3 protein-coding genes are annotated in these 14889 nt (G+C 72.1%); 1 reads left to right on the top strand and 2 read right to left on the bottom strand.

What is annotated here, in order from left to right; genetic code table 11:
• Positions 1–170: 170 nt before the first annotated feature.
• Together ACFYWY_RS34955 and ACFYWY_RS34950 are read right to left on the bottom strand one after the other, a co-directional pair.
• Entirely contained in the window at positions 171–1412 is a 1242-nt protein-coding gene (locus tag ACFYWY_RS34955; protein WP_389194479.1) for a cytochrome P450, read from the bottom strand.
• 67 nt (positions 1413–1479) lie between these two features.
• On the bottom strand, positions 1480–2712 hold the full coding sequence (locus ACFYWY_RS34950) for a cytochrome P450 (RefSeq protein WP_389194476.1): 1233 nt from the start codon (positions 2710–2712) through the stop codon (positions 1480–1482).
• 301 nt (positions 2713–3013) lie between these two features.
• Here ACFYWY_RS34950 and ACFYWY_RS34945 point away from each other — a divergent pair, with 301 nt between their 5' ends.
• Complete coding sequence (locus ACFYWY_RS34945; RefSeq protein ID WP_389194472.1) at positions 3014–14860, top strand: SDR family NAD(P)-dependent oxidoreductase; 11847 nt, start codon at positions 3014–3016, stop codon at positions 14858–14860.
• Positions 14861–14889: the final 29 nt, after the last annotated feature.

Genomic DNA, 14889 nt, shown 5'->3' with positions numbered 1-14889 from the left:
GGGGGGGGGGGGTGCGATCGCCGTGGGCGCGGGGGGGGGGCCGGCCCCCCGCCCCCCGCGCGCCCCCCCCCCCGGCGGGGGGCGCCGCGCCCCCCCCCCCCCCCGCGGGGGGGGGGGGGGCGCCCCCCCCACGAACGGGGCCTGTCCGAAGAGAACTGACACCAGATCAACTACCTCCAGGTCACGGGCAGTTCGAACACGCCGTAGTGCATGGCCTTCTCCCGGAGCGGCACCTGCGACGCCGGTACCGTCAGCCGGAGATCGGGGAACCTGTCGAAGAGCTTCTGGAACGCGATCCGCAGGGTCGCCCGCGCCAGATGCTGCCCCAGACACTGGTGGATACCGAAGCCGAAAGCCAGGTGTCTGCGCGCGGGACGGGTCACATCGAGTGTGTCCGCGTCCTTGAAGTACTCGGCGTCGCGGTTCGCCGACGGAAGGGACAGCACCACCGTCTGTCCCTTCTCGATCTTCACGCCGTCGATCTCGACGTCCTCCAGCGCCACCCGGCTCGCTCCGAAGTGGGAGATGGTCAGATAGCGCAGCAACTCCTCCACCCCGCTGCTCATCAGCTCCGGATTCGCCCGCAGCTTCGCCAGCTCCTCGGGATGCTCGAGCAGCGCGAACGTGCCCAGCGCCAGCATGTTCGGAGTGGTGTCCAGGGCCCCGCCGATGGCGATCCACGCGATGTTCGCCATCTCCTCCTCGGTCAGTTCGCCGGTGGCGATGAGCCGGCTCAGCAGGTCGTCACCCGGCTCGGCGGCGAACCGCTCGCGCATCATCCGTTCCAGAGTCGTGTTCAGACCCGTGTTGTGATGGATGAACTCTTCGAGGGTGTAGTCGATGCGCATGATCACATCGAAGTGCTCGGCCAGAGTGACCAGATCGCTCTCCGATACGCCCATGACCGAGCAGGTCGACCTGGCCGGGATCTTCAGAGCGAACGCCTTGACCAGGTCGACGGGCGGTTCCATCTCCGCCATCTCGTCCAGTACGCCGTCGATGATCGCTTCGAGTCTGGGCTCGTACTCCTGGATTCTGCGGACGGTGAAGAAGCCCGTCAGCAGCCGCCGGTAACGGGTGTGCTCCGGTGAGTCCATGCGGACGAAGTTGCCCGGCGCGGACGGCTGCGGATCGTAGTTCTCCACCTCGAAGGGCGGCGAGTGCACCAGAGCCAGCAGCTCGTTGCGATGGCTGAAGCGTTGGTCGGTCATGATCTGCCGCACATGTTCGTGCCGCGTGATCAGCCACCCGTCCTTGCGGCCCGGTGCCACGTCGAACGACACCGGGCTGATCGGATCCTCCTCGCGCAGCCGGCTGTACTCGGCTGCCGGATCGAACGGGCAGGTGCGCTTGTAAGGGACCACTGGTGACTTGGGTTTGTAGGCGGGATCCTGAGCAGGCTCGGAAACCATGGCTCCTCCGACTGGGATGGGGACGGGTGGCCTCGCATGACTGTTCGCCCGGACTGGTGCGGCAGGGTCACGCCCGCCGGGACGCCAGGGGCAGTCGCCGCAGACCGAAGACGTTGACCCTGTTCTCGTAGTAGGAAAGCTGCGCGTCCCGGTCCAGCCGGACCTCGGAGAACCGGTCGAGCATCAGGTTGAGCGCGATCCGCCCCTCGAGCCGGGCGAGCGGAGCGCCGAGGCAGTAGTGGATGCCATGGCCGAAAGCCACCTGACGGGCGTTCGGCCGGAGCGGCACGAAGTGGTCCGGGTCGTCGAAGACCCGCTCGTCGCGGTTGGCCGACAGCAGCCAGAGATGCATCATCGTGTTCGCGGCGACCGGCACCCCCGCGATCTCCGTGTCCGCGGTCGGCACCCGCTCGATCTTCAGGAACGGGGGGCGGCAGCGCAGCACTTCCTCGATGTAGGCCGGGATCTGTGAGCGGTCGGACCGCAGTTCGCCCCAGCGGTCCGAGTCGGTGTTCAGGCTGAGCAGCATGTTGCCGAGCAGCACGGACGTCGTGACATGCCCCGCGAGCAGCAGGAGCGCGGCGAAGCTCACCACGTCGTCGTCGTTGAGCCGCTCGCCGTCCACCTCGGCGCGTACCAGGGTGCCGATGAGGTCGTCGTGCGGGGCACGGCGGCGGGCCGTGACGTGCTCGCGCAGATACGCGTCCAGTTCCCCTACCAGTCGGCCGAAGGCGGCGGGGCCGTCAGGGGCCGCGGGGTCGATCGTCAGCAGGTCGTCCGCCCAGCCCTGGAAGAGGTGCCGGTCGGAGATCGGCACCCCCAGCATCGAGGCGATCACGATGACGGGCAGCGGATTGGCCAGCGCGTCCACCAGATCGAAGCGGTCCGAGTCGATGTCGTCGAGCAGCCTGGTCGCCACATCGGTGATCTGCGGTGTGAGATCGCTGATCATCTTCGCCGTGAACGCCTGGCTGACCAGACGGCGCATCTTCCCGTGCCGAGGAGGGTCGAGCAGGAGCAACGTGCCGCCCGGAGGTTCACGCTCGCCGCCCGACAGAGACGTCACCGTGTCGGAGGAGAATGCGGCGGGCTGGGAGACGATCCGCTGGATGTCCCGGTGCCGGAAGACGTGGACATTGCCCTTGTCGTCCCGCCACACGGGCTGCTCGTCCCGCATCCGGCGGAGCCACGCGAGCAGCGAGGCGCCCCCGTCCAGATCGATCTCCGGTGGCGCCGTGACGTCGAGTGCCGTCATCGGCGAGGACCCCTCGCGTACGGCATCGGATGTTTCCTGCGGCACCTTCGTGCCTCCCCTCTCCTACGGCCCTGGGGTGGCGCGTTTACGGGCCACAGGCCGATCGGCCCTCACCCCAGCACGAAGAGCACTCAGCGAGCCAGCGCGGCGGGGGAACTCTAGGGAATCGCCGGTCGAGGCAGGCCGACCTCGTCCTAGGGGTTCTCTTAGAGTCACCGGCCGCCGCCCCGAAGGGCCGCTCGACGCCCACAGAATGCGATCAGTGAGAGCAGGATTCGAACGTCGTTGGTGCCAGCGTGAGGCAGGCCGGTCCGCCAAGTGCGGGTCCTGGGAAGGGAGCTGAGCTGTGAGCGAGGGAAAGCTCCGCGACTATCTGAAGCGGGTGACCGCGGATCTGCACCGCACCGGCAAGCGCCTGCGGGAGATGGAGGCCCGGGAACGCGAGCCCATCGCGATCGTGGCCATGAGCTGCCGATACCCCGGCCGAGTACGCTCACCCGAAGACCTCTGGAAGCTGGTCGCCGACGGCACCGACGGCATCACGCCCTTCCCGGAGGACCGCGGTTGGGACGTCGACTCGCTGTACCACCCGGACCCCGCCAACCCCGGCACCTGCTACACCCGGGAAGGCGGCTTCCTGCACGACGCGGCCGACTTCGACCCGGACTTCTTCGCCATGTCGCCCCGCGAGGCGCTGGCGACCGACCCGCAGCAGCGCCTCCTCCTCGAAACGTCCTGGGAGGCGTTCGAGCGGGCAGGCCTTCGGCGACAGGCGCTCAAAGGCAGCCCCACCGGCGTCTTCGTCGGCGTCATGTACAACGACTACGGCTCGCGGTTCACCGAGCCGCCCGCCGGTCTCGAAGGGCACCTGGGCAACGGCAGCGCGGCCAGTATCGCCTCGGGCCGCGTCGCCTACACCTTCGGCCTCGAAGGCCCGGCGGTGACGGTGGACACGGCCTGCTCGTCGTCGCTGGTCGCTCTGCACCTGGCCTGCAACGCACTGCGCCAGGGGGAGTGCAACCTCGCCCTCGCGGGAGGCGTGACGGTGATGTCCACGCCGGTGACGTTCCTGGAGTTCAGCAGGCAGCGCGGGCTCTCCGCCGACGGCCGGTGCAAGGCGTTCTCCGACAGCTCCGACGGCACGGGGTGGGGCGAGGGGGCAGGCATCCTGCTGCTGGAACGGCTCTCCGACGCCCAGCGCAACGGCCACACCGTGCTCGGTCTCGTACGGGGCACCGCCGTCAACCAGGACGGGGCGAGCAGCGGTCTGACCGCCCCCAACGGGCCGTCCCAACAGCGGGTCATCCGGGCGGCACTGGCCACCGCGGGCCTGGGCCCATCCGATGTGGACGCCGTGGAGGCGCACGGCACCGGGACCACCCTCGGCGACCCGATCGAAGCGCAGGCGCTCCTTGCCACCTACGGCCAGGAGCGGGAAGCCGGCCGGCCCCTGTGGCTCGGCACGGTCAAGTCCAACGTCGGTCACACCCAGGCTGCGGCCGGGGTCGCCGGAGTCATCAAGATGGTGCAGGCGATGCAGCACGGGGTGCTGCCGCGGACGCTGCACGTGGACGCGCCCTCGTCGCATGTCGACTGGTCAGAAGGGAACGTCCGGCTGCTCACCGAAGCGGTGGACTGGCCGGACACCGGCCGGCCGCGGCGCGCCGGGGTCTCGGCCTTCGGGGTCAGCGGCACGAACGCCCACGCCGTGGTCGAACAGGCCCCGCCCGCCGGAACCAGGTGGGAAGGCGCCGACTCCGACGCGGAGGCGGCGCCCGACCGGTCCGGGGAGCTCACCGCCTCGGCTTCGAGCCCGGTGGCGCCGCTTTCCGTGGTGCCCTGGGTGCTCTCCGCCCGCAGCGAGCCGGCCCTCCGGGCCCAGGCAGCGCGTCTGCTGGCCCACGTCGGGGACCTGCCCGAGACCGTCGGCCCCGCGGACATCGGCGCTTCGCTGGCCATGTCCCGTACCGCCTTCGAGCACCGCGCGGCGGTACTGGGCGAGGACCGCGGGGAACTGCTGTGCGGCCTCGCCCAGTTCGCGCAGGGGGACGACACCGGCGTGATCCGGGGGACTGCGGGCCGCGGCAGGACGGCGTTCCTCTTCGCGGGCCAGGGCGCGCAGCGACTCGGCATGGGCCGCGGCCTCCACCGGGAGTTCCCCGTCTTCGCGCAAGCCTTCGACGAGGTCTGCGCCCACCTCGACGCAGAGCTGCGACAACGGCTCCGGGACATCGTCTTCGGTGAGGACGCCGACGTACTGGACCGGACCGGCTTCACCCAGCCCGCGCTCTTCGCCTTCGAGGTGGCGCTCTTCCGGCTCGTCGAGTCCTGGGGCGTCCGGCCCGACTTCCTGCTCGGCCACTCCATCGGGGAGCTCGCCGCCGCGCACGCCGCTGGGGTGCTGTCGCTGGAGGACTCCTGCCGGCTCGTGGCGGCCCGCGGAAGGCTGATGCAGGCGCTTCCGGCCGGAGGCGCGATGTTCTCCCTCCTGGCGGGCGAAGCCGACGTGCTGGCGCTGCTGGCCGAGGCCGACGCCGGCGACCGGCTGAGCGTCGCCGCGGTGAACGGGCCAGGGACGACCGTCGTGGCCGGTGAACAGGACGCTCTCGAACCGCTCGTACGGCGCTTCGAAGAGCAGGGCGGCAAGGCGAAGCGGCTACGGGTGAGCCACGCCTTCCACTCCCCGCTGATGGAGCCCATGCTCGCCGAATTCCGCATGGTCGCCGAGGGTGTAACGTTCCGTCGGCCACGTGTGCCCGTCATCTCCAACGTGACCGGAGAGCCGGCCACCGACCTCGGAACCGCCGACTACTGGGTACGGCACGTGCGCCAGGCCGTACGGTTCGCGGACGGCATCCGGTGGCTGGAACAGCAAGGGGTCACCCGCTTCCTCGAACTCGGCCCCGACACCACCCTCACCGCGATGGCTCAGCTCTGCCTCGACGCGGACTCCGACCACCTCCTCGTACCCGCCCTGCGCAAGGACAGGGACGAGGCCCGCAGCGTCGTCGCCGCCCTCAGTGCGCTGCACACGCGCGGCGCGAGTCCCGACTGGGCCCCCCTCTTCCCCGGCGCCGACCACGTCGACCTGCCCACCTATGCCTTCCAGCGCGAGCGCTACTGGCTGGACGCCGAGGCGGCCGCGGCGCCGCGCCAGGGCGAACACCCGCTGCTCCCGATGGCCGTCACACTGGCGGACAGCAGTGCCGTCGTCTCCACCGGACGCCTCTCCATGTCCACGCACTCCTGGCTCGCCGACCGGGCGGCCGACGGCGCCGTCGTGCTCCCCACGAGCGCGTACCTCGACCTCGCCGTCCACCTCGGCGCACTCGCCGGCTGCGACCACCTTGCCGAACTGGCCGTGGATGCCCCCCTCGTAGTGCACGAGAGGTCATCCGTAGAGATCCAGGTCGTGCTCGCCGCCCCCGCGGCGCAGAACGGACACCGCACACTCACCGTGCACTCCCGCCCCGCCGAGCAGGACGGAGACGCGCCGTGGACACGGCACGCCCACGGCGTGCTCACCCCGCATGCGCCGCAGCTGCCCGCCCACGACCTCGGTACCTGGCCTCCTGCCGACGCCCGTCCCGTGGACCTGGCCGCGTACCGCGCGGCGCGGGAAGGCGACGAGTCCCCGAACAGCCCTGCGTCCGACGGGCTGCGGAGCGTATGGCGAAGCGGTGACACGGTGTTCGCCGAGGCCGAACTGCCCGAGGCGTACCGCGGCGACGCGGCCCGCTTCGCCCTGCACCCGGCGCTGCTCGACGCGGTGCTCCGGGCGCTCCCGGCGGCCGGGCACCCCGGCGCCGTAGCCGTGTCCTGGCGTGACTGCGCGCTGCACGCGGTGGCCGCCGAATCGGTGCGCGCCCGGCTCGTACCCGCCGACGACGGCAGCGTGCAGGTGTACCTCGCCGACGAACTCGGCGACCCTGTCGCCTCGATCGGCTCCGTGACGCTGGTGCCCGTCACCGAGTCCGGACTGCCGCAGCCATCCTCCGACCGCGACAGCCTCTTCACCGTCGATTGGACCGCGCTTCCCGAACCCTCCCCGGGCGCGCCGCGGCAGCCGTACACGCTCACCGTCCTCGGCCACAACAACCCCGGGTCCGGCACCGAAGCGAACCAACTCCACGCCCAACTGGACGCTCTGGCCACCGCCGTGGAAGAGGGCGAAGAGGTTCCCGACATCGTCGTCGTGCCGTGGCGGACAGCGGAATCCGGCGAACCGGCCGACGCCGCGCTCGAGGCTGTGGCGGAGGCGCTCGCGCTGCTCCAGAGCTGGCTCGGCCGCCCAAGCCTCGCCGGCTCACGTCTCGTCCTGCTCACCCGGGGCGCCGTCGCCACCGGCCCGGGTGAGACCGTACGGGACCTCCCCGCCGCCGCCGTATGGGGCCTGGTGCGCTCCGCACAGTCGGAGAACCCCGACCGGTTCGTCCTGGTGGACACCGACGAGGACGAGGCGCCCGGCGCGGCGGTCGCCGATGCGGTGCGCACCGGGGAGACACAGATCGCCGTCCGCGCAGAGCGCGTCATGGCCGCCCGCCTCGTCCGGCTGCCCGCGCCTGCTGAGGAACCCGGGCCCGCGGAATCCGCGGCCAGGGCGCCCTTCGAAGCGCACCGCACCGTCCTCGTGACGGGCGCCACCGGAACCGTGGGTGCCGCCGTGACGAGGCACCTGGTGACGACACACGGCGTACGGCACCTGCTGCTCGCCGGCAGGCGGGGGGCAGCGGCGCCGGGCGCCGGACAACTGGCCGCGGAACTCGGTGAACTGGGCGCCCACGTCACCATCGCCGCGTGCGACGTCGCCGACCGCGGAGCCCTGGCCGACCTGCTGGCCACCGTCCCCGAAGAGCACCCGCTGGGCGCGGTCGTGCACGCCGCCGGAGTGCTCGACGACGGCGTGATCTCCTCCCTCACCCCCGAGCGCATCGCCACCGTGCTGCGCCCCAAGACCGATGCCGCGGTCAACCTCGACCGGCTCACCCGCCACCTCGACCTGTCGGCCTTCGTGCTGTTCTCCTCGGCCGCCGCCACGTTCGGCGGCCCCGGCCAGGGCAACTACGCTGCCGCCAACGCCTTCCTGGAGGCGCTCGCCCACCGTCGCCGCGCCGAAGGCCGCCCGGCGATGGCGATCGGCTGGGGCATGTGGGCCGAGCGCAGCGAGATGAGCGCCCGTCTGGACGAGGCGGACCTGCGGCGGATGAACCGCGGCGGGGTCGGTGCCCTGCCTACCGAGGCGGCTCTCGCGCTCCTCGACCGCTGCCTCGCCCTGAACCGGGTCGCACCCGTCCCGGTCCCGCTCGACGTCGCCGCGATACGCAGGCGGCGCCCGGAGGTTCCCGCCCTGCTCCGCGGACTCGCCGGCGGGCCCGCCAGGCGGACCGCCGCCAGGGCGACCGGATCGGGCGCGGGCGCCGAGTCCTCGACGGCCCGCTCGCTGGCCGCCCTTCCCCGGACAGAGCGCGAGGCCGCCGTCCTCGACCTCGTACGCACCGAGATCGCCACCGTGCTCGGCCACACCTCGGCGGACCGGGTCGACGCAGGCCGCGTCTTCGGCGATCTCGGCCTCGACTCGCTGACCTCTCTCGAACTGCGCAACGCGCTCGGCCGGCGCACCGGGCTGCGACTGCCGGCCACGCTCGCCTTCGACCACCCCACGCCATCGGCGGTCGCCTCCCACCTGCTGGAGGAACTGCTCGAAACCGGTCGCACATCCGAGGCTTCGGAGCCCGACCGCGCGGCTGCGGGCGAGCCCGTCGCGATCGTCGCGATGAGCTGCCGCTTCCCGGCCGGCATCCGGACACCGGACCAGTTCTGGGAGTTCCTGGCCTCCGGGGGCGACGGCATCGGCGAGTTCCCCGACGACCGCGGCTGGGACACCGAGGCCCTGTACGACCCCGACCCGGAGCACGAGGGCACGACGTACACCCGCAAGGGCGGCTTCCTCACCGGCGTCGACCGCTTCGACGCGGGCTTCTTCGGCGTCTCGCCACGCGAGGCCCTGGCCATGGATCCGCAGCAGCGGATCCTGCTCGAGGTCTGCTGGGAGGCGTTCGAGCGGGCCGGGATCGACCCGCTGTCCCTGCGCGGCAGCCGTACGGCCGTATTCGCCGGCACCAACGGGCAGGACTACACCACCGTCCTGGGCAACGCCGCTGAGAGCGTGGACGGTTACCTGGGAACGGGCAACGCGGCGAGCGTCGTCTCCGGCCGGATCGCCTACTCCTTCGGCCTCGAAGGGCCGGCCGTGACCGTGGACACCGCGTGCTCCTCCTCCCTCGTCGCCCTGCACTGGGCCGTACGCGCCCTCCAGGCGGGGGAGTGCTCGCTCGCGCTGGCGGGCGGCGTCACCGTGATGTCGACCCCCGCGGCGTTCCTGGAGTTCAGCCGCCAGCGCGGACTGTCCGCCGACGGCCGCTGCAAGGCGTTCGCCGACGGCGCCGACGGCACCGGCTGGGGCGAGGGCGCGGGCATGCTGCTGGTCGAGCGGCTGTCCGACGCCCGGCGCAACGGGCACCCGGTGCTGGCCGTCGTACGCGGCAGCGCGATCAACTCCGACGGCGCGAGCAACGGTCTCACGGCGCCCAACGGCCCCTCCCAGCAGCGTGTGATCAGGCAGGCGCTCGCCGACGCCCGGCTCTCCACCGGCGACGTCGACGCCGTCGAGGCACATGGCACCGGGACCACCCTCGGCGACCCGATCGAGGCGCAGGCGCTCCTCGCCACCTACGGTCAGGGCCGCGACGAGGAACGGCCGCTGTTGCTCGGCTCTGTGAAGTCCAACATCGGGCACACCCAGGCCGCGGCCGGGGTCGCCGGAGTGATCAAGATGGTGCTGGCCATGGGGCACGGCCTGCTGCCGCAGACGCTGCACGTGGACGCGCCCTCGTCGCACGTGGACTGGGAGGAAGGCGCCGTCGAACTGCTTGCGGCCCCCGTCGCCTGGCCCGAGCAGGGGCGCCCCCGGCGGGCCGGGGTGTCCTCGTTCGGCTTCAGCGGCACCAACGCCCACATCATCCTCGAACAGGCCCCGGAACCTGCTGAGTTGGCAGCCGCGGCACAACCGGCCGACGGCGGGCAGCCCGCCGCCGAGCCGGCCCCGGACCAGCGGGAGGACGCCGACGCCGTCCAACTGCCCGTCGTGTGGCCGCTGTCCGCGCGCAGCCCCGACGCTCTCCGCTCCCTCGCCGAGGCACTGCGAACCCACGTCGGACACCGCGAGGACCTGCCTGCCGCGGCCATCGGCCACGCCCTGGCCACCACCCGGGCGTCCTTCGAGCACCGCGCAGTCGCCTACGGCACCGAGGGCGCGGCCCTCCACGCTGCCCTGGACGCACTCGCCGGTGGGAAGACAGCGGCCGGAGCCGTCGAGGGCGTGGTCCGGCCCGGCGCCCGCACCGCCTTTCTTTTCACCGGGCAGGGCGCCCAGCGCCCTGGCATGGGCAGCGAACTGCACAGCTCCTTCCCGGTGTTCGCCGAAGCGCTCGACGAGATCTGCGGACACTTCGCCGACCACCTCGACCGGCCGCTGCGCGACGTCATGTTCCACGACACCGACGACGCCGACGGACTGCTCCACCGGACCGCGTACACCCAACCCGCACTGTTCGCCATGGAGGTCGCACTCCACCGCCTCGCCGAGTCCGCGGGCCTGCGCGCCGACTACCTGCTGGGCCACTCCATCGGCGAGCTGGCCGCCGCGCACATCGCCGGCGTGTTCTCCCTGGCCGACGCGTGCGCCCTCGTCGCGGCACGAGGCCGCCTCATGCAGGCGCTCCCGGAGAACGGGGCCATGGTCGCGCTCCAGGCGACGGAGACCGACGTGCTGCCGCTGCTGGAAGGGCGCGAGCAGCAGGTCTGCGTCGCCGCCGTCAACGCACCGGACTCCGTCGTGATCTCCGGTGACGAGAGCGCCGTGACAGAGATCGCCGAACGGCTGGCCGCCGAGGGCCGCAGGACCAAGCGGCTCCAAGTCAGCCACGCGTTCCACTCACCGCACATGGATCCGATGCTCGACGAGTTCCGCGAGGTCGCAGAGGCGCTGACCTACCACGAGCCGCGCATCCCGGTCGTGTCAGATGTGACCGGCGAGATCGCCACCGAGCTGGACCGCGCCGACTACTGGGTACGCCATGTCCGCCAGGCCGTCCGGTTCCACGACGGCGTTCGCCTGCTCGCCGAGAAGGGCGTGCAGCGGTACGTCGAACTCGGCCCCGACGGCACCCTCTCCGCCATGGCCGCCGCCTGCCTCCCTTCCAGCGCGACCGGAACGGCGGTCATCCCGCTCGTCCGCGACCGGGCATCCGAGTCCCTGTCGCTGCTCGACGCCCTCGCCCTCGCGTACGTTCACGGCGCGGACCTCGACTGGCCCGCCGTCGCCAACGTGCACCCGGGACGTTCGGCCGTCGACCTGCCGACCTACCCCTTCCAGCGGCAGCGCTACTGGCCGACTCCCGGCGTCGCCACTGGCGACCTCGGCGCCGCCGGACTCGCCCCGGCAGATCACCCGCTGCTCGGTGCCACCGTCGAACTCGCCGACGGTGGCCATCTGTTCACCAGCCGGCTCTCGGTACGCGACCAGCCGTGGCTCGCCGACCACGCACTGGCAGGCACGGTCGTCGTCCCCGGCACGGCCTTGCTCGAACTCGCCGTCCTGGCAGGAGACCGTGCGGGCTGCCGCCGCGTCGAGGACCTGACCCTGGTCAGTCCTCTGATCCTGCCCGCGCGGGGCGCGATGGCCCTGCAGGCAGTTCTCGGCGCCGACGACGGATCGGGCCACCGGCCCTTCACCGTCCACGCACGCGACGCCGAGGCGGATGCCCACGAGCCGTGGACGCTGCATGCAACGGGCATGCTCACCGCCGCCACTCCCGAGCCCGCCGGGCCCGTCCTGCCCACATGGCCGCCCACCGGCTCCGTACCGCTCCCGGTGGAGGACGTCTACGAGCGGCTGAGCGCGGGCGGATTCGACTACGGGCCCCTCTTCCAAGGGCTGCGCGCCGCCTGGCGGCACGGCGACCAGATCCACGCCGAGGTGGCCCTGCCCGAGGAGGCACGGCAGGACGCGAGCCGCTTCGCGCTGCACCCGGCGCTGCTCGACGCCGCTCTGCACGCGACCACGTTTCTGCCGATGCAGGACACGGCGGCCGGACGGCTGCCGTTCTCCTGGCGCGGGGTGGAGATCCACGCCACCGGAGCGACGCAGCTGCGGATCCGCCTCGACCTGTCCGCACCCGACACCGTGTCCCTGGTTCTCGCCGACACCGACGGCCGGTCCGTGGCCGAGGTCGAGGCGCTGACACTGCGGGAGGTCTCGCCCGACCGGATCGCGCTCTCCGTACAGGCCTCCGACCCCCTCTACCACCTCGACTGGCCCACGGCCCCGGTGGACGCGACATCCGCCGGAGAGCCGGCGCGGATCCTCGTCCTGGACAGCGAGGGGCTCGCCGCCGACCTGGACGGCGCGGGTGTGCCCGTCACCCGGCTGACCACTCTCGCCGACCTCGACCAGAACAGCGGCACCGTCCTCGTGGAGCTTCCCGCCTCCCACCCCCACGAGGCGGCCACCGGCGCACTCGCACTGGTCCAGGCGTGGTCGGCGGACCGAGCCGCCCCGACCCGGCTCGCCTTCCTCACCCGGGGAGCCGTGAACGCCCCCGGCACGACCCACCACGACTCCGCGGCCGCCTCGATCTGGGGCCTGGTGCGCTCGGCTCAGTCCGAGCATCCCGGCCGCTTCGTCCTCGCCGACATCGACGACCAGGACGCCTCGTACGCCGCGCTTACCGCGGGCCTCGCGACGGACGAGCCCCAATTCGCCGTCCGCGGCGGCACCGTGCACCTGCCGCGCGTCGCCACGATCCCGTCCGGCACCGGGCTGTGCGAACCCGACGAAGGGGCCTTCTGGTGTCTGGGCATGACCGGGAGGGGCACGCTCGATCACCTCGCCCTCGTTCCACGCGAGGAAGCCGCAAGGCCGCTGGAGCGGGGTGAGGTACGGATCGCGGTGCGGGCTGCCGGGGTGAACTTCCGTGACGTACTGAACGTCCTCGGCATGTATCCCGGGGACGCGGGAGCCTTCGGCCTGGAAGGTGCGGGCGTGGTCACAGAGACGGGCCCCGGTGTCGTCGGTTTCGCCCCGGGGGATCGGGTGATGGGGCTGTTCCCGTATGCCTTCGGGCCGGTGGCGGTGGCTGACGAGCGCACGGTCATCCGTATTCCGGAGGGGTGGTCGTTCGGGCAGGCGGCGGCTGCGCCGGTGGTGTTCCTGACGGCGTATTACGCGCTGGTGGACTTGGGCGGGCTCCAGGCGGGTGAGTCGGTGCTTATCCATGCTGCCGCGGGTGGTGTGGGTATGGCCGCAGTGCAGTTGTCGCGGCATCTGGGTGCTGAGGTGTTCGGTACCGCGAGTCCTGGGAAGTGGGGGACGTTGCGCGGGTCGGGTCTGGATGATTCGCACATTGCGTCTTCGCGTGATCTGGGCTTCGAGCGGTCGTTCCTGGATGTGACCGGTGGCCGGGGTGTGGATGTGGTGCTGGACTCCCTGGCGCGGGAGTTCGTGGATGCGTCGTTGCGGTTGCTGCCCCGTGGCGGGCGGTTCCTGGAGATGGGCAAGACCGACATCCGCGAGCCCGGACAGGTGGCCGCCGACCATGCGGGCGTGCGCTACCAGGCGTTCGACCTGATCGAGGCGGGGCCCGACCGGATCAAGGAGATGTTCGCGCAGGTACGCGATCTGTTCGAGCGGGGTGTGCTGGAGCCGTTGCCCGTGACGGCCTGGGACATTCGAAAAGCCCCGGAGGCGTTCCGTCACCTGAGCCAGGCCAGGCATGTGGGCAAGGTCGTCCTCACGATGCCGGTCGCCCTCGACCCGGAGGGCACGGTGCTGATCACCGGCGGAACGGGTGGTCTGGGCGCGCTGGTGGCCCGGCACCTGGTGACCGAGCACGGCATACGGCACCTCGTACTCGCCAGCCGCCGGGGGATGGAGGCGCCCGGCGCCGTCGAGCTGATGGACGAACTGGCTGCCCTCGGCGCCGACACCACTGTCACCGCCTGCGACACCGCGGACCGGGACGCCCTGCGAAGCCTGCTCGACTCCGTATCGAAGCAGCATCCGCTCACCGCTGTCGTCCACACGGCGGGCGTGCTCGACGACACCGTCGTCGCGTCGCTCACACCCCAGCGGCTCCGCGCGGTCCTGAGGCCCAAGACCGACACTGTGACCCACCTGCACGACCTCACCCGCCATGCGGACCTGGCCGCGTTCATCGTCTTCTCCTCGACCGCCGGGGTGTTCGGCGCTCCCGGCCAGGCCAACTACGCGGCTGCCAACGCCTTCTGCGACACCTTCGCCGCAGAGCGCAGGGCCGCCGGGCTGCCCGCCACGTCGCTCGCCTGGGGCCCGTGGTCCCAGGCGACCGGCATGACCAGCGGGCTCACCGAAGCGGACCTGCGCCGGATGGCCCGCGCGGGCCTGCCCGCGCTGTCCACGGACCGCGGGCTGGCCCTGTTCGACGCGGCGCTGGGCCGACCCGAGGCGGTCCTGCTGCCGATGGTGGTCGACACCCGCGCTCTGAGCTCCGGCGGACCCGTACCACCGCTGCTGAGCGGCCTCGTCCGCACTGCCGCCCGTCGTACGGTGGCGGGGTCGGCAGCATCGTCCGGGCCGGGCTCGGCCGACATGCTGGCCCGTACGCTTGCGGCGCTGGACCGGGACGACGCACACCAGGCCGTACTCGACGTGGTGCGCACCCAGGTCGCCGCTGTACTCGGCCATGCCTCCGCGGCAGAGGTCGGCGACGAGCAGTCGTTCAAGGACCTCGGCTTCGACTCGCTGACCGCGGTCGAGCTCCGTAACCGGCTCGGCACCGCGACCGGAGCCCCGCTGCCGGCCACGCTCGTGTTCGACTACCCCACCCCGCTGGCCCTCACCGACCACCTGTGCGCGGAGCTCCTCCCCGGCCAACAGATACCGGACGGCGAGACACCGCAGGACGAGACGGCGGTACGCGAGGCACTGGCCACCGTCCCCGTCGCGCGGCTGCGGCAAGCCGGCCTGCTCGACGCCCTGTTGGCGCTGGCACACACCGCACCGCCCCCCGGCGAGGCCGACTCCGCCTCCGACGCCATAGACGGCATGGAGGTCGACGACCTCGTGCGCCTGGCGTTCGGCACCGCAGAGGGCTGAGCACCACCCGTCCCGACGAAGCCACAAAC

The organism is Streptomyces sp. NPDC002870 (genome assembly GCF_042888505.1).
In the GTDB taxonomy this organism is placed as follows: Bacteria; Actinomycetota; Actinomycetes; order Streptomycetales; family Streptomycetaceae; genus Streptomyces.
The sequence above is the reverse complement of the archived record's forward strand: the minus strand, read 5'-3'. Positions and strand labels throughout refer to the sequence as shown.